This is a genomic window from Microcystis wesenbergii FACHB-1317 (assembly GCF_014696875.1).
Classification (GTDB): domain Bacteria; phylum Cyanobacteriota; class Cyanobacteriia; order Cyanobacteriales; family Microcystaceae; genus Microcystis; species Microcystis wesenbergii_A.
Genome location: NZ_JACJQV010000051.1, coordinates 1 through 17995 on the forward strand (window position 1 = coordinate 1; position 17995 = coordinate 17995).

Genomic DNA, 17995 nt, shown 5'->3' on the forward strand with positions numbered 1-17995 from the left:
CGATCAACTCCTGGAAGACTTTTCCAGAGCTTTTTAGCTGATTCACGGCTTCTATCTCCTAAATAACCACCAATTATTTCTCGGGTAGTTCTATCGATAGCTAACCAAATATAGACCTTTATCGTCTTAGAAAAAACCAAAGACCACATCTCATCACATTCTATAACCAATTTACCTTTTGGTTTGTCCGAAACCTTTATTTGACGGGGGACAGCCGCCAGTTTATTGTTGACATAGTTTTGTAACCATGACCAACTTACCCCTGTTACTCTGGCAATTCCTCGTCAGGAAATTCGTTCGAGTAAGAGTTTGTCAATTAATTGTTTGGTTTCGTCAGAGACGGTTTTATTAGTGGGATTGATCACAAACTGACGACCACATTCTTTACCTTGACGTTTGGGTTTTCCATTATGAATAGAACCATTCTTGATCCTATGGTGAGAACCACAATTAGGACAGGGGAATAGAGGTGAACTAGGGGGGGTACTTTGTTCGGTGCTAGACTGATATTTGAGTAAGCCAGACAGGAGCCAGAAAAAGATATTTATCAGAAAAGTCATAATCAAGCTAGAGGTTTAAAGACTGAGCGGGTTCCAATTATTTTTATTAATAAATATTTTACACAATTCATACCAGGTAAGCAAGAGGGCTACGGCACTACTACCGAATCATTACCGTCGAGGTCTAATTCCTATCATTTTCAGTATCGTGCTTGTGTTTAGTATTGATGGAGAAAAGTAATGCTAATTTTTTTGGGAAAATTAGTTAACCCATGATTATAACATATAATTAATTTGCAAGAGTTATAGTTAACTTGGTTAGGGCTATGGATTTATTAAAAAATCGGTTTGTGCAGTCGTTGGGAGTCGGGGCGTTTTTTTACCTCCTAATGCTTTCCTTGAATTGGGTGGTGTTGTTCACCCTGAGAATTCTTGAATCTTTTTCTAGTTGGTATCGATACCGCGCCGCTCCCTATTCCTTCCAAATCAGTATCGGGGTGACGCTGGCCTATTTGCTGATCACGGCCCTCTTGAGTAGCCGGCGTGATTAGTAGTAAAACGTAGTGGACTGTTTCAGCTAAAATAGGGCAATAGATTTCGGCTTAAAGTCTTAGATTATAGAATTTATAGCATTTTTCTAATACACCAAATTAGCTGAAACAATCCAGTAGGGCGCGTTAGACGGCAAAAATTGCCGCTGTGACTGGAAGGTGACAATCCGTCGTAACGCACCACCTATCATCAACACCTACTCATACCGGCGGTTACGTTTGCGGATAATCCAGAGGATAAACCAGATAACCAGGACAAGTAGGGCGATTTTTGAGACGGGAGCCAGATATTCTTCCACAAGGGGGTAATTCTTCCCTAAAAAGTAACCTGCTGCCGTTAAAAAAACGACCCAGAGGGTCGTGCCGATGGTGGAGTAAACTAAAAAGGGAATCATCGCCATGTGATTCATCCCGGCGGGTAGGGAAATCAAAGTTCGCACTCCGGGGACCAAACGACAGAGTAAAACCGCTTTACTACCGTGACGGTTAAACCATTGATTAGCTTTTTGAATATCTTTAGCGGAAACGGTAATCCATTTGCCGTATTTATCGGCTAGTTTTTCGATTTTTTCCTCATCCACAACCCGACCGAGATAATACCAAGGTAGCGCTCCGACTACGGTTCCGGCAATCCCCGCTACCACTGCCGGAATAAATTGCATTTGTCCCTCATGGACGGTAAAACCCGCTAGGGGCATAATTAATTCCGAGGGAATAGGAGGAAAAAGATTCTCTAAAAACATTAATAGAGCTATGCCTAAATAGCCCATAGAAGTCATTGTATTTGTAATCCATTCAGTCATAATTTTTTAGGATTTAGAAAACAGTTTAAAAGTAAAAAAAGGGAGTTGGGGAGTGACAAGAATAAATAAAAGCAATCTCCTGACTCCTGACTCCTGACTCCTGATAACTGATAACTGATAACTGATATTAGGTTCCAGAAGTCCAGGAGTTGATGTATTCTAATTGGGCTTCGGTGAGGGTATCGATTTCAATCCCCATGGCTTGCAGTTTCAAGCGGGCGATTTCTTGGTCTAATTCGTAGGGAATTGAGTAGATGCCGGGGGCCAATTTACCTTTATTTTTAACCAAGTATTCTACACCGATCGCCTGGTTAGCGAAACTCATATCCATAACGGCGCTAGGATGACCTTCGGCGGCTGCCAGGTTAACTAGGCGACCTTCACCGATAACAACGACGGATTTACCGCTTTTTAGTCTATATTGTTGGGTAAAGTTGCGAACTTCCTTAACATTATCGGCTTTTGCGCCTAAAGCTTGCAGGTCGATTTCAATATCAAAGTGACCGGAGTTGGAAACAATCGCTCCATCTTTCATCTGGTCAAAATGTTCGGCCCGGATAACGTGCTTGTTACCAGTGACAGTGATAAAGATATCGCCTTCTTTGGCGGCTTCATCCATGGGCATAACCCGGAAACCGTCCATCGCCGCTTCAATGGCGCGCACGGCGTTGATTTCGGTGACAATTAGATTAGCGCCTAAACCTTTGGCCCGCATAGCGACACCTTTACCACACCAACCATAACCAGCCACAACCACGGTTTTACCGGCAAGAAGGATATTGGTGGCGCGAATGATACCATCAAGGGTAGATTGACCTGTACCGTAGCGATTATCAAAGAAATGCTTGGTTTCTGCGTCGTTAACGTTCATTGCGGGGAAGGATAACACCCCGGCTTTGAGCATGGCTTGCAAACGGACGATACCGGTGGTAGTTTCTTCGGTAGTACCGATAATGTCGGGTAATTGGTGACTTCTTTCTTTAACTAGGGTGGCCACTACATCACAACCATCATCGATGATAATCTGGGGTTTGTGATCGAGGGCGATTTGAACGTGACGGTGATAGGTGTCGTTATCTTCCCCTTTGATTGCATAAACGGGGATGCCGTAATCAGCGACCAAACAAGCGGCCACATCATCTTGGGTGGAAAGGGGATTACTGGCAATTAGTAACGCATCAGCGCCACCGGCTTTTAGTGCGATCGCCAAATTAGCGGTTTCGGTGGTAACGTGACAGCAAGCGACTAAACGCAGTCCAGCAAAGGGTTTTTCGATGGCGTAACGTTCGGCTAATTGACGCAAAACGGGCATTTCCCGACCGGCCCATTCGATGCGCTGTTTGCCGATGGGGGCTAAACTAATATCTTTGATGTCGTATTTCTGTTGAACTGGTGTTGCTACCATAAGGGGTTTTCCTTAAATACAAGCCTCGGCTATTGGTTAATTTAACTTAACATTGTCTGGGGATTTTGGCTAATGTCAAGCTTTTCACCGGTTTTTTATATAGGAAAAAGTTATCAATCCCTCACTGACCTATCCAGAACTCGGTACATTGTCTCTATTTTGGGTAATTATATAGTACAATAAAACTACTGTATGATCTAAATCAAGCTAGAAATCTCTATCTCGTGATGATAAGATCGACTAATGGGCGAGAAACTGACAGGCGTTAATCCCAAGATAATCCAATGGGCAAGAGAAAGGGCGAGATATTCTCTTGAGTCTGTGGCACTCAAGTTTAAAAAAGATGTTTCTGTTATCGAGAAATGGGAGTCAGGAGAGGACTTTCCTGCCTATAGTCAATTGGAAAAGTTAGCAGAAATATATAAACGTCCTCTCGCTTTATTCTTTTTCCCAGAACCTCCCCTAGAAGCGGAGGAAAAACAAGAATTTAGAACTTTGCCAGACTTTGAAATCGAAAACCTGGCCGCCGATACTATCTATGCTTTACGACAAGCAAAAGCGATGCAATTGTCGCTACAGGAAATTAATAATGGTATTAATCCTAGTACCAAGAAAATCTTTCAGGATATTTCGGTTAGCTCTAGGGATGATTTAAGGATATTAGCCGAACAGATCAGAAATTATTTAAACGTTACTCTAGAAGAACAACTGACCTGGAATGATCAGGAAACTGCCTTAAAAAAATGGCGTAGTGCCGTGGAAGAAGCTGGTATTTTTATTTTTAAGCGTTCTTTTAAGCAGCGAGAAATTTCGGGATTTTGCTTGATAGATATTGAATTTCCGATCATCTATCTTAATAATAGCACTGAAAAATCTAGACAAATATTTACCATTTTTCATGAATTAGCACATATTCTTTTGCAGACTAATGGAATTACTAAGTCTGACGATAGATATATTAATAGTTTGCAAGGAGAAAATAAATATATCGAGATATTTTGTAATAAATTTGCTGCGGAGTTTCTGCTTCCTAATCATGTTTTTTCTGAGATAATCAGAGAAACAGTAGTTAACGTTAACGTTAACGATAAAATTATCTCGAAAATTTCCAGTGATTATAAGGTTAGTCGAGAAGTAGTTTTACGAAAACTATTAGATAATAACTTTATTTCTCAGAAAGAATATACTCTTAAAGTAAGGGAGTGGTACAGTGAGCAGGTGGGAAAAAGTCAGGACAAAAATAAAAAATCTGGAGGTGATTACTATGCTAATCAGGCGACCTATTTGGGAGAAAATTACCTAAAACTTGTGTTCAATAAATACTATCAAGGCCAATACGATATTGAGCGCGTTGCTGATTATCTAAACATTAAAAAAGTTGCTACGGTGGAAGAACTTGAAAAATATTTATTAAAGAAAGGACTGTTTTGATGGTTTACATTTTTGACAAAAGTAGTTTTAAGGTTTTAGGAAACTATTTTCCCAAAAGTTTTCCCACCGTTTGGCAAAAAATTGATTTGCTTGTGTCAGAAGGTAAACTACAATCAGTACGCGAAGTGCTTAAAGAAGTAAAATATGGCAATAATCAACAATTTGTTTTATAGCGTTTCCTAAGCTAGTGAGGTACACATATTTTTCTTCCCTTTTGACTTTTGCCTAAAACCCATAACTTTTGTACCTCAGCAGACTGAAAAACGCTATAGATTGGATAGACTCCAATAAACAAATATTTTTACCACCCACTGCTCAGGAAACTTTATTTATTCCTGAAATTTTTTCTATAAGAAACTTTAAGGATTTAGTGAGTCAAAAAGCAAGATTACAAGGAAAACCAGTGGCAGACCCATTTATTATTGCCTGTGCCAAGATAAAAGACGGTTGCGTAATTACCGAAGAAGCCTTAAAGCCTAATGCTCCCAAAATCCCCACAGTCTGTCAACACTTTTCTATCGATTGTACCAATGTTCAGGGTTTAATGGAGCGAGAAGGTTGGCAATTTTAAAACTAAAATTAATCGATAAATTGCCAATAAATTTATATGTTGAAAAGGCTTTTTCTGGAAAACTAATAACCATGTTCAGCCAGAAATTCTAGGCTAATCTCGCTAGGAGGGTGATAAGAGCGCATTCCTAGCAATTTTTCCACATATTTGCCTAAAATATCCCCTTCTAGATTCACCCAATCGCCTAATTTTAAATGGGAAAGATTGGTTTCGGCGTAGGTGTGGGGGATGACAGCCACTTGAAACCAGCTGCCGTAGGCATCACAATCGGCCACGGTTAAACTAATGCCATTAACAGCTATACTGCCCTTACCGACGATATAACGAGCTATGTAGTTATTCCACTGCTCTTCTAGGGAACTAGGGGCAGCAAAGGTCATTTCCCACGAATTAGCCACGATTATCGATTCGACTAAACAGCCAATTCCGTCCACATGACCGGTGACAAAATGACCGCCGATTTTACTACCCACCCGCAAAGAGGTTTCTAGATTAACGTTGGTTTCTGTGTGAATTCTTCGTCCCAAAGTAGTGCGCTGTAGGGTTTCCGGGGAAGCGGTGGCCAGAAAACCCTCTGGGAGAATTTCCTCAACTGTCAAACAAACCCCATCCACAGCCACACTATCACCAATCATTAAATCTTGGAGAATTGTATCAGAGGATACAGACAAATAAAGTCTATCGGTATCCACGACCCGAATCGTTGCCAAGGCTTGAATTAATCCTGTAAACATCGGCTTTTTTCTCGACTATAAATCCTTATGAGTGAAAGATTGGGCATTTTCCCCGGAATAATCGGCGACAATATGACCATCTCCCACTAATTGGTATTTGTAGGTCACTAATCCCTCTAATCCCACAGGACCCCGGGGGGGCATTTTTTGGGTACTGATACCCACTTCGGCCCCAAAACCGTAACGGAAACCATCGGCAAATCGGGTGGAACAATTATGAAAAACTCCGGCGGCATCGACTCGATCGCTAAAGGTTTTGGCCGTGTTAAAATTTTCGCTGACAATGGCTTCCGTGTGTCGAGAACCGTAATAATTAATATGTTCGATTGCCGATTCTAGACTATCAACAATTTTAATTGACAGGATTAAATCACTATATTCGGTTTGCCAGTCTTCTTCTGTGGCCGATGGTACGTTAATAATCTGACGAGTTGCTTCATCTCCCAATAATTTAACCTTTTTTTCCTCTAATGCCTGGGCCACTGCGGGTAAAAATTGTCTAGCGATGTCTTGATGAACCAATAAAGTTTCAATGGTATTACAAGCGGCAGGATATTGGGTTTTACCATCAACGGTAATTCTAATTGCTTTGCTTAAATCGGCTTCTTTGTCGATGTAGAGATGACAGATACCATCGGCATGGCCGAGGACAGGAATGCGGGTATTATTTTGGATATAACGAACAAATTCGTTAGAACCTCTAGGAATAATTAAATCGATGTATTGATCAAGTTTTAAGAGTTCCTTAATTTCTTCTCTTGTTGTTAACAATTGCACCGCCGCTGAATTAACTTTAGTTTCACTCAATGCCTGATGAATAATTGTTACTAAAGCTTGACAAGAACGGAGCGCCTCTTTCCCCCCTTTTAAAATAACGCCATTACCAGATTTTATCGCTAAACTGGTAATTTGAATTAAAGCATCGGGACGAGCTTCAAAAATAACCCCTAAAACCCCTAAAGGACAGGTTATTCTCCGCAGAATTAAACCTTGATCTAATTCCCGGTTAATTTGCATTGTAGCTAAAGGATCTGCTAATTTAGCCACATCTCGCACCCCAGCAATAGCGGCTTTTAATTTGCCAGGACTTAACTCTAATCGCGCACATAAAGCTGGGGATAATTCCATCGCCTTAGCTGTTTGAACATCGGCGATATTCGCTTCTAGTATCTTATCAGCATTGGCAGTCAAAGCCTCAGCAATAGCCTCTAAAGCTTCATTCCTTTCTTCGTTAGTCAGGATAGCCAGTTGACGACTCGCTTGACGGGTTTCTCTGGCGATTTCGGGGAGGGATAGAGAAGTTGTAACCATAGAAAATTAAAAGTAATAACCGCTATCTTGTTTATTTTATCTTATTTTTGATCAAGTTTCAGGGTCATTACACCTCATTGTAAAAATCAAAAATTGTTGTTAGGGTTAGGAGTCAGTAGTCAGGAGAATTAAGAATGAATAATAATCAATTAAATGGTCTATTTACGGATTTTAGGCAATTTAATCCTTATTTTTGCCGTTTTTGAACCCTCAAAAATTAATTAGTCAAGAGGTTTATTGAAGGTTAAGTAGGTAGGCGTTAAAAGTTATCAGATCCCCCCGCCTATCGGCACCCCCCTTATCAAGGGGGGCAGGGGGGATCGAACCTAAAATCCATTTTTAATTTAATTATAACCAGCTACTTATCAACCCTTGTCATGATCATCATAAATCTAGTTAACTAGAAAAAATAGCCGAAATTAGTGATTTTTCTATCCTATATCTGTAGAGACATTATAGTTAACATCCCTACAGAATCTAGACTATCTAGACCGGATTGGCAATCAGACAGTTAGATACCTCTTGACGCGCCCAATTATCGGCGGCTAAAATGTCATCTAGGCTAGGGGTAGAAGTGTTATGAATTGCAAAGCGATCGCAAACTTTTTCGATCACCCGGGGAATATCTAAGAAGCTAATCTTTTCTTCTAAAAATAACGCTACCGCTTGTTCATTAGCCGCGTTTAATACTGCTGGCATTGCCCCACCTGCGCGGCCGGCTGCGTAGGCTAATCCCATACAGGGATATTTTTGATGATCGGGTTCTTTGAAGGTTAAACTACCAGCTTTAACTAAATTCAAAGGTTCCCAATCGGTATAAATTCTTTCGGGCCAAGACAAGGCATATAACAGGGGTAAACGCATATCTGGCCAGCCTAATTGAGCTAAAACCGATGTATCCTGTAACTCAATTAAAGAGTGAATAATACTTTGAGGATGAATAACAATATCGATCGCATTATAATCGACACCAAATAAATAATGAGCTTCGATAACTTCTAGACCTTTATTCATTAAAGTAGCCGAATCGATGGTGATTTTTCTGCCCATAGACCAGTTGGGATGTTTGAGGGCATCAGCTACGGTTACTTGCGGCAATTTTTCCACGGGTAAATCGCGAAAAGCACCCCCAGAAGCAGTGAGAATAATCTTTTTTAATCCCCCAGTGGGAACTCCCTGTAAACATTGAAAAATAGCTGAATGTTCCGAGTCAGCAGGTAATAATTTAACTCGGTGTTTTTCCACTAAAGGCAGCACCACTGGACCGCCAGCAATCAGGGTTTCTTTATTAGCGAGGGCAATATCTTTACCAGCAGTAATAGCGGCAATCGTCGGCAGCAATCCCGCACAACCGACAATTCCCGTGACGACGCTTTCGGAATCGCCATAACGGGCCACTTCGATTACTCCTTCCTTTCCTGCTAGGATAATCGGGGTATAGTCAAGGTCGGAAATTAGGCTTTTTAGGTCTTCTAGTTGACTTTCGTTATTAATCGCCACGATTTGCGGGCGAAATTGCCGAATTTGCTCCGATAGTAGTTGAATATTATTACCCGTGGCTAATCCTACCACTTGAAACTTATCGGGATGATCGGTGACAATATCGAGAGTTTGAGTGCCGATCGAGCCTGTAGAGCCTAAAATCGAGATTTTTTTCATTAGAAACTTAATATAATTTGGGGATTAGCTTTAAATATACGTTCTCCGGGGTCTTTCCGGCACATCAGCGTAAATATTAAACATTTGTTAAAAAAGTTGATAGTTTGACCTTTTTATGCTAAGGCTTAGAAAAAGTTAGCGATAGAGATGGTGACAGAGAAGAAATCGAATAGAAAGGCTAATGGATTAGGCTGTCTAGCGGGGGGTCTGGTTTTTTGCCTCTTATTTCCCCTGTGTGTTTACGTTTTTGGTTGGTTATCCTTCGCTCTTGGGATGAGTTGTGCTTTCCCCAGTCAATGTTCGACAGAGGGGGAAATAATCAAGTTTATCCTATCAATGATTTCGTTTTTTGGGGGAGGATTGGCATTACCTATATTCCTCAGTTGTGCTGTGGGAAAAGCCGTCAGATTTGGGTTAAGTCGCAGAAAAAATAACCGAACTTAAACATAAGTTCGGCTAGATTTAATTTAACAACTGGATAAAACTAACTTTCTGTCGCCGTTGCCGTGCTGGGGGGTAACTTAATATTAGTAGCTAATCCCAGAATTTGCAGCAGACGAATGGTCATCCAAGTCAGGTCAACTTCCCACCATTGTAGGCCATGACGGGCAGAATACTGATAGGCATGGTGATTATTGTGCCAACCTTCACCAAAAGTTAGGAGAGCAACCCACCAACAATTTTTAGAATTATCGTGGGATTCATGGCTAACATAACCAAATTTGTGGGTGGCGCTGTTGACAAACCAAGTGGAGTGGAAAACTAAGACCAAGCGAACAAAAATTCCCCAAATTACAAACGGCCAACCACCCATAGCATAGAGAATTAAGCCTAAAACAATTTGGATAGGAACAAAATAATTTTGACAGAATTTATAGAAAGGATCGTCAGCGATATCCTGGGTAAAACGGGCAATTTCTTCATCAGCAGGAATTTCGTGCAACATCCAACCCATGTGACTCCACCAGAAACCTTTATTAGAATCGTGGGGATCGGGAGCAGTATCAGAATATTTATGATGAAGACGATGTAAACCTATCCATGCGATCGCACCCCCCTGACAAGCGAGGGTTCCGCACAAAACCAGAAAGTATTCTAACCATTTGGGAGTCTTAAAACTCCGATGGGAGACCAAACGATGGAAACCGAGGGTAATTCCTAAACCCCCAGTAATCCAATAGAGAATTAATGTCACTCCCACAGCACCCCAGCTAAAATTGCCAGGCAAGAAGGCTAAAAGAGCCACTAAGTGGATAAAAGCCATGTAGATGAGAGTCACCCAGTCGATGGGAAGTTTTTCGGAAGTCGCAACAGTCATTGAATAACCCAAAGGGAAACAACAGGAGACAGAGCATCATTGTCTTATCCGTCTCGATTTGACACAGGGGGAACTTTGACGCTTAATAAATAGTAACAAATATCACAGTCTATTGTTTGATGGATATCTCCTCTCTACTCCACAGGGCAGAAAAGGCCTTACTGCCCATTTTTTCGGAAATTGACGCACAGGTCAAGGAAAATCTCCGTCAAGTCCTCGCTGCTTTCCGTGAAAACCGCGTCGGGGTGCATCATTTCGCCAGTGTTAGTGGTTATGGTCATGATGACTTGGGACGGGATACTTTAGATCAAGTGTTCGCCCAAGCCCTGGGGGCCGAAAAGGCAGCGGTGCGAGTACAATTTGTTTCAGGAACCCATGCGATCGCCTGTGCCTTGTATGGGGTTCTTCGACCGGGGGATGAGATGTTAGCGGTAGCCGGTGCGCCCTACGATACCCTAGAGGAAGTAATCGGGATTAGGGGCAGTGGTCAAGGCTCTTTAAAGGATTTTGGCGTTAGTTATCGGCAATTAGAGCTAGATTCTACTGGTGCGATCGATTGGTTAGCTCTAGAAACAGCAGTTAAACCCCAAACCCGTTTAGTACATATTCAAAGGTCTTGCGGTTATTCCTGGCGCTCAAGTTTGTCTATTGACGAAATCGAGAGAATTGTCCGTATAGTTAAACAACAAAACCCGAATACAGTCTGTTTTGTCGATAATTGCTATGGAGAATTTATCAGCACCCAAGAACCCACCCACGTGGGGGCAGATCTAATGGCCGGTTCTCTAATTAAAAACCCCGGAGGTACAATCGTCACGGCCGGGGGATACATAGCAGGTAAAGCGGAATTAGTGGAAATGGCCTGCTATCGTCTGACAGCACCGGGAATCGGTAGCGAGGGAGGGGCAACTTTTGACCAAAATCGTCTTCTCTATCAGGGATTGTTTCTAGCGCCGCAAATGGTGGGAGAAGCGATGAAAGGCAGTCATTTAATCGCCTATGTGGGCGATAAGTTGGGTTATCCGGTCAATCCCGCTCCTTTTGTGCCTCGACGCGATATTATTCAAGCGATTAAACTCGGTTCCCCCGATAAGCTGATTGCCTTCTGTAAAGCCATTCAAGCCTATTCTCCCATCGGTTCCTACTTGGATCCCATTCCTGCCCAAATGCCGGGCTATGAGAGCCAAGTAGTGATGGCTGGTGGCACGTTTATCGATGGTAGCACCTCGGAATTCTCCGCCGATGGACCCCTCCGGGAACCCTATATCGTTTTTTGTCAGGGGGGAACCCATTGGACCCATATTTCCCTAGCTTTAGAACAAGCGATCGCAGCTTTATCTTGAATCGTTCCTCTCACCTTCCTTCTCTCCTCTAGTTAAAGTCCTCATACCTTTAATAGTATTATTAACTCCCAATCGAACTTTAAAAACTCAGTTATGGATTGTTTCTGCCCACTCCCCACTTTCCCATACTTTTTAAACAGGATTATAATAACAGTGCTACGATAAAACCGATCAAATATCCAAGGAGTTGTCATGAATTACAATCGCAATATAATACCATTCATAGCCGGGGGAATTTTAATATTAGCCATTACTACCATACTGCGCCCTTTTGTTATTATTGATACTGGCGAACGCGGCATTGTCATGTACTTTGGCAAAGTGCAAAAACAAATCCTCGATGAAGGAATTCATCCCGTTATACCGATTGTCACCAAGATCAAGACCCTCAACGTTCGAGTACAAACAACGGAAGTAAAAGCAAAAGGATCTTCCAAAGATTTGCAAGATGTGGAAACAACTATTATCGTTAACTGGCACATCGACCCCAACAAAGTTAATCAGATTTATCAACAAGTTGGGGATATCAATGTGATTGTCTCCGGTATTATAAATCCAGCAGTATCGGAAATTGTCAAAGCGGCAACAGCACAACGTCCCGTACAAAATATCTTGCAAGAGCGAGGAGAACTCAAACGTGAAATTGACACTTCCCTCGCCGAAAGACTGAGACGTTATGGGATAATTATCAATGATGTATCTCTCGTTAATTTTGGTTTTTCTGAAGAGTTTAACGCGGCGATTGAAGCCAAACAAGTAGCGGAACAAAAGGCACAAGAAGCTGCTTTTCGCGCACAACAAGCAGCACAGGAAGCGAAAGCGGAAATCAACCGCGCGAAGGGACAGGCAGAAGCTCAAAAACTATTGCGCCAAAACCTAACAGCAGAAATTTTACAACAACGAGCAATCGAAAAGTGGGATGGACGTTTTCCTGTCGTCATGACTGGTTCAGGCTCCCTTCCCCTGATCAACATCGATTCCAATTTATTATCATCTCAAAAAAAGTAAATAGCTTTAGTTCGCATTCAAGAGATTTTGCCATGACTTCCACGAAAGAATAAGTCCGACCGGCTACGGTAAAATTTCCCACAAGAACTGCTGGGGCCGCATCTTAACTTTGTAGAAATATCGACAATCGGGAATTATCAGTGACTCTTAAATTATTAAGTAGTCATGCAAAATAAATTTCCTAGTGAAGATAGGCAAGAGGCAAGAGGCAAGAGGCAAAAGCTTTATCGAAATGTATAATTAATTTTGCTTAGGTACTTACCAATATATGAACAACCGCAGGTGTGCATCGTAGATTGACAAAAATGAGATGCACCCAATGCTCGAACTTGTCTAACTCGATGCCAGACGGGAAAATAAGCACAAATCTAACTATACTCATTACAATATAAATATCAACGACCACGATTAAAAACTCTTATGCGGGTAACTCTAAAATCGGCCTTGAGTGACAGTAATATCGATGCTAATCAAACCAGCAGTCAACGTCAACTGATGCTCTCGATCGCCGCCACCAGTGAACAGATTGACACAAATTTACCAATTAATCTTTGTTTAGTTCTCGATCATAGCGGTTCTATGCAGGGAAAACCCCTAGAAACGGTCAAAAAAGCGGCCTTCAGTTTAATAGAATCCCTCGGTGTTAACGATCGTCTCTCGGTGATAGCTTTCGATCATCGCGCCAAAGTTATTCTTCCCTCCCAATCGCGACAGGATGATCTGACCTTAATTCGCTCAAAAATTCAACAATTACGAGCGGGAGGAGGCACGGCGATCGATGAAGGGATAAAATTAGGTATCCAAGAAAGTTCCAGCGGCAGCAAAGGTTATGTATCTCATATTTTTCTGCTTACCGATGGTGAAAATGAACACGGAGATAATCAACGCTGTTTAAAATTAGCCGCAGTAGCGGCTGAGTACGGTATCACCTTAAATACCTTCGGTTTTGGCGATCGTTGGAATCAAGATATCCTAGAAAAAATTGCCGATATCGCCGGCGGAAGTTTATCCTATATCGAAAGACCCGAACAGGCTTTAATTGAATTTACCCGTCTATTTAACCGTCTGCAATCTGTGCGGTTAACTAACGCTTTCCTGCAATTAGAATTAGATGCTCGGACTCATTTAGCCGACTTAAAACCCATTGCCCAAGTTGCCCCGGAAACCATAGAAATGAGCCTACAAAAAGAGGGCAATTTTTACATCACCCGTTTGGGTGATTTAATGATAGATGAAGAAAAAATTCTCCTCCTCAATCTCTATATTGACCAAATTCCCCCCGGTACTCACACCATAGCTAAAGTGAAGATTCGCTACGATGATCCCGCTTCCGGTCAAAAAGGACTAGAAACTGCGACTTTTAGCCTTGATATCACCTCCCAAGCTCTCTATCAATCCCAATTAGACGAGCAAGTTCAGAAATCAATTCTGACTTTAGCCAAATATCGTCAAACCCAAATCGCCGAAGAAAAATTAAAACAGGGCGATCGAGCAGCCGCCGCCACCATGCTACAAACCGCAGCCAAAACCGCTCTACAATTGGGAGAAAAAAACGCCGCCACTGTCCTCCAAACTAATGCCACCCGTTTACAGGTGGGAGAAGAATTGAGCGAGGGCGATTTAAAGAAAACCCGCATTATTGCTAAAACAAGACTACAAACCGACGGAGAAGCAGGAAAATGATTAAAATTCGCCCCTTGCCCCTAGGAATTTTTCTGGTGACAATGTTCGCTCTTCCCCCTGTTATTTTGCCCCCCTTAGTCAACGCTATTCCCATCGAACAAATACCGACACTAAATCCGCAAGGGGGATTATGGGTGAGCGATCGAGCTAATCTTTTAAGTCGGGCGGCTGTTACGCAAATTTCCGGTGATATAGCCAAATTAGAGGCAGAAACCGGCGCCGAAATTGCTGTTGTCACCGTCCCCGATACCTTACCCTATCCTACCCCCAAAGCCTACGCCACAGCCCTATTTAATCGTTGGAAAATCGGCAAAAAATCCCTAGATAACGGGGTTTTAATCCTCGTTTCCCTCAAGGATAGACGGATAGAAATCGAGACCGGTTATGGAGTCCAAAGATTTTTACCCGATGCTAAGGTCAAGGATATTATCTACACCTACATGATTCCCAGCTTCGGAACGGGAAACTACGAAGAGGGTATTCGAGCAGGTGTAACAGTTGTAAGCGGGTTTCTCCGTAGTGCTTATGGGTTGCGACAAACTGAATTTAGGCCTCAAATCGCAATGTCCATTCTTCATCTTGTTTTGGCTATCCTGGTGGTGGGAGTGTCTTTTCCCTTGATGTTAATTCTAGATTTTGTTTGTTTTCGTTGTGCCGTTGGTGGCAATGGTCGAGGTGGACGCGGTGGTGGCAGCAACGGGAATAGCGACTGTTGCGGTTATGATGGTGGTGGTTATGGTGGTGGTGGTTATGATGGTGGTGGTTTCGGCGGCGGCAGTAGCGGTGGTGGCGGCGGCGGCGGTGACTGGTAGAGATAAAGCTATCAAATCACTGAAACAAAATCCCAATTCCTAGCAAAGCAATCATCACCCCGAAAATCGCCCGCAAGTTAATCCGATCCCCCATCATGGCAGCGATCGGCAGGACAAATAAAGGACTGGTAGCGGTGAGAGTTTGGGCAATACCCACAGGAGAGAATTTTAAAGCAGTTTGCTGTAACCATATCCCTAAAAACGTACTGCCGAAAGCGGTGACAATAATAATAGCAATCAGACGCAATGACCAGTTAATCGCTGGTGATGATTCCTGACGGCGAAAAAACATCAGAATTAACACTATTCCCGTCCCCGCTAACAGACGAAAAAAGGTACTCTGCAAAGAAGACATTCCCGACTCTACCAGTGCCTGACGAGATAAAACCGCTCCCACCGCTTGGGAAATCGCCGCAATTAAAGCCCAGACAATTCCTCGCCGCCAAGGGCGTTGACTATTGATTTCGGGAGTTTTTTCGGAAATAACCCAAGCAACCCCGAAGATGGTCAAAATAATGCCAATATAAGCCGATATTTTCAGGGATTCCCCCAAAAAAGTCGCCGCTAGAATTGCCCCCAAGGGAGGCGAAAGGGTTTCTAAGAGGAGGGTTTTTCGCGGTCCTAAATAATTAAGGGCGGTAAAATAGGCCGTGTCACCGATTCCTATACCAATTGCGCCACTTGTCAAGAGTATAAATACCAAACTTTGTTGATTAGTATCGCGCCATTGTCCGGAAAGGGGCAGCGTCAGGGCAATTAAAGCGATCGCGACTAATCCTTTCAGAAAATTAAGCAATAAAGGCGGGATTTTCTGGCCTAATAGACTATAAATCGCCGCAGAAACCGCCCAAAGTGCCGCCGCACTCAAAGCCGCTATCTCTCCCGTTAAATTTTCACCGAGACTAAATCCGTTGAGCATTATAGCAGTTTTTATTAGGATGAGGCATGGGCAAGGGGCTTAAGCCCCTTGTTGGCAAAACTTGTCGATACCTTAGTAACGTCAAAAGCACTATATATCTATCATCAATTGTTATGGTTGGAATTGATAAAATCCTTCTTCCCTCTTGTCAAGATAACGGCTTGGGCTTCAGCGATGGCAAGAGTTTTCGAGTCACTATTCAGAGTGCTGTACCCACCCGCTGCAAGCCCTGGTTATGCAGAGTCACTACCAATCACCTCAAACTACATCCGCTTCAGCAATTCATCGTACTCGTCGTGTGCCCCAATCCAGTACCAGTAAATATGATCGGATTCTAGCAAACCCAAAACACGATAGTTGATGCTGACGCGAGCAGAATAAATCGGTTGTTTTTGGCTTACTCGTTTGAACTGAAGACTCGGATGGGAAGGAGCTTGCTGCCAAAGAGAGTAGGCTTTATCGGCTTGTTCCTGAACCGACACAGGAAGATCACTTAGCTGCTTACGAAATGACTTTGTAACACTTGATTTCATTTTTGTGTTGGAAAAACTTGCTCAAGTGGCATGGTTTCACCTTTGGCTATTTCCTGACGTACCATTGCAGCCATCTGATCCCATTGCTCTTCTGTTGTGGCGGCGAAACGAGTTTCCCATTTTTGCTCATCTTCTAAATCCGCCAAAAATCGAGCCGCGATCGCATCTTGTTGTTCGGGTGGGAGTTGCTGGATTTGGGCAATTGCCTGTTGAAGCAGTTTGGTCATGGGTTCATCGCAATAAACACTACAATTTCTCTATTTTAACCGATGTTCAGAAAACTTTCGTCAGACTCAGGACATCTGTTATTCAGGGATAGCGCATCAGTATTCAATCTTTGAAGTCGCCAATAATCCATCGAATTTATTGACGAGTTAAGAAATCTTTAAAGTTCATCTCTAATTGCAGATACTGCTTGTCCCCAAGCCCCAGAAATAGCAAGGGTATAAGGGGATGAATTGGAATTGGCGAGCTTTTTGTTTTCTTCAGCCCATCTTAATAGTCTTTTTAATACTTTATCCTCATCTTCATCTTGACTCATATTATCAATCTCATATCTAATTTGATCTGCAAAATGTTCCCATGCAGTTGCAACAGGTAAAGCGTTCATCATTGTCGCGGTTTTCTTGTTGTTTTCAGCCCAACTCAATAGTTTTTTCAGTGAGCGCATACTCACATTCCTCCTTAATACCTCACCGATCACCTTGCTGCATAACGTTCCCAATCAGCGGCGACAGATAAGCTTAGTCTCCTCGCTAGTTTACTCTCATCGTCCGCTGCATTGGGGTTGTTAGACGGCTGTTAGTAGTTTTTAGGAAGATATAATTTATTTTACCACAAAGATTATATCTGCTAATGCACTGAATGTTTGTGGTTTGCCAGGATAGTTAAAATTTACTGTTAAATATGATTCTTTTCTTGAGCCAAAATCATCAAGAAAAGAATTTATTGCAGGTGCTAAGATATCCAAGTTTCTTTTGAGCTTCCAAGAACTTGAAAAATCACTGGTGTCAATGAGTACAAGGAATAAGCGATTTTCTGAACTAAAACGCATTTCCCCTTGATTTTCGTATAACCACTTAATTAAGGTTTGCTGAATAAATCTAAAAACCTTGTTGGATAAGACTTTTAGACTTTTTTCTCCCTCAAAAATTGCCAGCAATTGGAGTGATTGGGGGGAAAATTTAGGGACTTTTTCCCTGAAAATTAGGTAGTTGACCACCTGAAAATGGGTAAAACCCCACACCCCACACCCCACCTGCCCCCCCGATGTCGGGGTAGGGCTGTTTCATTCTCCCATGAGAATATCAAAAGTAAAAGCGATCACTGTCAGGTAAAATGAGAAGTGAACGCGAACTTTTGAAACATATGTTGAGCTTAATAGAAAAACTGAAACAAGTCAAGGACTTTCGGA

At 42.4% G+C, this 17995-nt stretch carries 19 protein-coding genes and 1 pseudogene; 8 read left to right on the top strand and 12 right to left on the bottom strand.

The genetic code is table 11. The features are described 5' to 3' along the window. Positions 1-560 (bottom strand): annotated as a pseudogene (locus tag H6F92_RS01905) (IS1/IS1595 family N-terminal zinc-binding domain-containing protein); the annotation flags it as partial. Between the two features lie 266 nt (positions 561-826). On the opposite strand from H6F92_RS01905, the gene H6F92_RS01910 reads away from it, so the two are divergent. Further along, complete coding sequence (locus tag H6F92_RS01910) at positions 827-1051, top strand: hypothetical protein (RefSeq protein WP_002740738.1); 225 nt, start codon at positions 827-829, stop codon at positions 1049-1051. A gap of 197 nt (positions 1052-1248) precedes the next feature. Here H6F92_RS01910 and H6F92_RS01915 read toward each other — a convergent pair whose 3' ends face one another. Together H6F92_RS01915 and ahcY are read right to left on the bottom strand one after the other, a co-directional pair. Further along, complete coding sequence (locus tag H6F92_RS01915; RefSeq protein ID WP_190356591.1) at positions 1249-1854, bottom strand: DedA family protein; 606 nt, start codon at positions 1852-1854, stop codon at positions 1249-1251. 127 nt (positions 1855-1981) lie between these two features. After that, positions 1982-3259 carry an adenosylhomocysteinase gene (gene ahcY, locus H6F92_RS01920; RefSeq protein ID WP_190356592.1) on the bottom strand — a complete coding sequence of 426 codons (1278 nt, stop codon included), beginning with the start codon at positions 3257-3259 and terminating at the stop codon, positions 1982-1984. A gap of 243 nt (positions 3260-3502) precedes the next feature. On the opposite strand from ahcY, the gene H6F92_RS01925 reads away from it, so the two are divergent. From H6F92_RS01925 to H6F92_RS25620, 3 genes are all read left to right on the top strand, one after another. Further along, complete coding sequence (locus H6F92_RS01925; RefSeq protein ID WP_190356593.1) at positions 3503-4690, top strand: ImmA/IrrE family metallo-endopeptidase; 1188 nt, start codon at positions 3503-3505, stop codon at positions 4688-4690. Then, positions 4690-4863, top strand: a complete 174-nt coding sequence (locus tag H6F92_RS25615; RefSeq protein ID WP_242029965.1) for a DUF4411 family protein — start codon at positions 4690-4692, stop codon at positions 4861-4863. Before H6F92_RS01925 ends, H6F92_RS25615 begins: the two co-directional genes overlap by 1 nt. A gap of 68 nt (positions 4864-4931) precedes the next feature. Continuing rightward, positions 4932-5261, top strand: coding sequence for a DUF4411 family protein (locus H6F92_RS25620; protein WP_242029966.1), 330 nt, complete (start codon positions 4932-4934; stop codon positions 5259-5261). A gap of 62 nt (positions 5262-5323) precedes the next feature. Here H6F92_RS25620 and H6F92_RS01935 read toward each other — a convergent pair whose 3' ends face one another. From H6F92_RS01935 to H6F92_RS01950, 4 genes are all read right to left on the bottom strand, one after another. Continuing rightward, a complete protein-coding gene (locus H6F92_RS01935) occupies positions 5324-5995 on the bottom strand; it encodes a riboflavin synthase (protein WP_190356594.1) in 672 nt (223 codons plus the stop codon). Positions 5996-6010: 15 nt separating this feature from the next. Continuing rightward, positions 6011-7306 (bottom strand): glutamate-5-semialdehyde dehydrogenase, encoded by a 1296-nt coding sequence (gene proA / locus H6F92_RS01940; protein ID WP_185238049.1) that lies wholly within the window; start codon positions 7304-7306, stop codon positions 6011-6013. A 486-nt stretch (positions 7307-7792) separates the two neighbouring features. Then, the gene (gene dxr / locus H6F92_RS01945) at positions 7793-8965 is read right to left on the bottom strand and encodes a 1-deoxy-D-xylulose-5-phosphate reductoisomerase (RefSeq protein WP_002763350.1); all 1173 of its coding nucleotides are present in this window, start codon (positions 8963-8965) and stop codon (positions 7793-7795) included. A 484-nt stretch (positions 8966-9449) separates the two neighbouring features. Then, entirely contained in the window at positions 9450-10283 is an 834-nt protein-coding gene (locus tag H6F92_RS01950; RefSeq protein WP_002755543.1) for an acyl-CoA desaturase, read from the bottom strand. Between the two features lie 119 nt (positions 10284-10402). On the opposite strand from H6F92_RS01950, the gene H6F92_RS01955 reads away from it, so the two are divergent. From H6F92_RS01955 to H6F92_RS26445, 4 genes are all read left to right on the top strand, one after another. Then, positions 10403-11626, top strand: a complete 1224-nt coding sequence (locus tag H6F92_RS01955) for a methionine gamma-lyase family protein (protein ID WP_190356595.1) — start codon at positions 10403-10405, stop codon at positions 11624-11626. A gap of 192 nt (positions 11627-11818) precedes the next feature. Further along, positions 11819-12634 carry a prohibitin family protein gene (locus H6F92_RS01960; protein ID WP_190356596.1) on the top strand — a complete coding sequence of 272 codons (816 nt, stop codon included), beginning with the start codon at positions 11819-11821 and terminating at the stop codon, positions 12632-12634. A 420-nt stretch (positions 12635-13054) separates the two neighbouring features. Then, the gene (locus H6F92_RS01965) at positions 13055-14317 is read left to right on the top strand and encodes a vWA domain-containing protein (protein ID WP_190356597.1); all 1263 of its coding nucleotides are present in this window, start codon (positions 13055-13057) and stop codon (positions 14315-14317) included. Continuing rightward, positions 14314-15129 carry a TPM domain-containing protein gene (locus tag H6F92_RS26445; RefSeq protein WP_190356598.1) on the top strand — a complete coding sequence of 272 codons (816 nt, stop codon included), beginning with the start codon at positions 14314-14316 and terminating at the stop codon, positions 15127-15129. The genes H6F92_RS01965 and H6F92_RS26445 overlap by 4 nt, the downstream gene beginning before the upstream one ends. Positions 15130-15145: 16 nt before the next feature. Here H6F92_RS26445 and H6F92_RS01975 read toward each other — a convergent pair whose 3' ends face one another. The 5 genes from H6F92_RS01975 to H6F92_RS25395 form a co-directional block, all read right to left on the bottom strand. Further along, on the bottom strand, positions 15146-16048 hold the full coding sequence (locus H6F92_RS01975) for a DMT family transporter (RefSeq protein ID WP_190356599.1): 903 nt from the start codon (positions 16046-16048) through the stop codon (positions 15146-15148). Between the two features lie 263 nt (positions 16049-16311). Next, on the bottom strand, positions 16312-16530 hold the full coding sequence (locus H6F92_RS01980; RefSeq protein WP_409792357.1) for a ParE family toxin-like protein: 219 nt from the start codon (positions 16528-16530) through the stop codon (positions 16312-16314). Between the two features lie 47 nt (positions 16531-16577). Continuing rightward, positions 16578-16808 carry a hypothetical protein gene (locus H6F92_RS01985; RefSeq protein ID WP_190356601.1) on the bottom strand — a complete coding sequence of 77 codons (231 nt, stop codon included), beginning with the start codon at positions 16806-16808 and terminating at the stop codon, positions 16578-16580. Positions 16809-16966: 158 nt separating this feature from the next. Continuing rightward, positions 16967-17251, bottom strand: a complete 285-nt coding sequence (locus H6F92_RS01990) for a hypothetical protein (protein WP_190356602.1) — start codon at positions 17249-17251, stop codon at positions 16967-16969. A 156-nt stretch (positions 17252-17407) separates the two neighbouring features. Then, positions 17408-17827, bottom strand: a complete 420-nt coding sequence (locus H6F92_RS25395; protein WP_199308106.1) for a hypothetical protein — start codon at positions 17825-17827, stop codon at positions 17408-17410. Between the last annotated feature and the right edge of the window lie 168 nt (positions 17828-17995).

Excerpts from the sequence above, each read along its gene's own strand:
- dxr (WP_002763350.1), bottom strand. The coding sequence starts at position 8,965 with ATGAAAAAAATCTCGATTTTAGGCTCTACAGGCTCGATCGGCACTCAA.
- H6F92_RS01950 (WP_002755543.1), bottom strand. The coding sequence starts at position 10,283 with ATGACTGTTGCGACTTCCGAAAAACTTCCCATCGACTGGGTGACTCTC.
- H6F92_RS01985 (WP_190356601.1), bottom strand. The coding sequence starts at position 16,808 with ATGACCAAACTGCTTCAACAGGCAATTGCCCAAATCCAGCAACTCCCA.
- H6F92_RS01960 (WP_190356596.1), top strand. The coding sequence starts at position 11,819 with ATGAATTACAATCGCAATATAATACCATTCATAGCCGGGGGAATTTTA.
- H6F92_RS25615 (WP_242029965.1), top strand. The coding sequence starts at position 4,690 with ATGGTTTACATTTTTGACAAAAGTAGTTTTAAGGTTTTAGGAAACTAT.
- proA (WP_185238049.1), bottom strand. The coding sequence starts at position 7,306 with ATGGTTACAACTTCTCTATCCCTCCCCGAAATCGCCAGAGAAACCCGT.
- H6F92_RS01915 (WP_190356591.1), bottom strand. The coding sequence starts at position 1,854 with ATGACTGAATGGATTACAAATACAATGACTTCTATGGGCTATTTAGGC.
- H6F92_RS01935 (WP_190356594.1), bottom strand. The coding sequence starts at position 5,995 with ATGTTTACAGGATTAATTCAAGCCTTGGCAACGATTCGGGTCGTGGAT.
- H6F92_RS01965 (WP_190356597.1), top strand. The coding sequence starts at position 13,055 with ATGCGGGTAACTCTAAAATCGGCCTTGAGTGACAGTAATATCGATGCT.
- H6F92_RS01975 (WP_190356599.1), bottom strand. The coding sequence starts at position 16,048 with ATGCTCAACGGATTTAGTCTCGGTGAAAATTTAACGGGAGAGATAGCG.
- H6F92_RS01925 (WP_190356593.1), top strand. The coding sequence starts at position 3,503 with ATGGGCGAGAAACTGACAGGCGTTAATCCCAAGATAATCCAATGGGCA.
- H6F92_RS01910 (WP_002740738.1), top strand. The coding sequence starts at position 827 with ATGGATTTATTAAAAAATCGGTTTGTGCAGTCGTTGGGAGTCGGGGCG.
- H6F92_RS26445 (WP_190356598.1), top strand. The coding sequence starts at position 14,314 with ATGATTAAAATTCGCCCCTTGCCCCTAGGAATTTTTCTGGTGACAATG.
- H6F92_RS01955 (WP_190356595.1), top strand. The coding sequence starts at position 10,403 with ATGGATATCTCCTCTCTACTCCACAGGGCAGAAAAGGCCTTACTGCCC.
- H6F92_RS01990 (WP_190356602.1), bottom strand. The coding sequence starts at position 17,251 with ATGCGCTCACTGAAAAAACTATTGAGTTGGGCTGAAAACAACAAGAAA.
- ahcY (WP_190356592.1), bottom strand. The coding sequence starts at position 3,259 with ATGGTAGCAACACCAGTTCAACAGAAATACGACATCAAAGATATTAGT.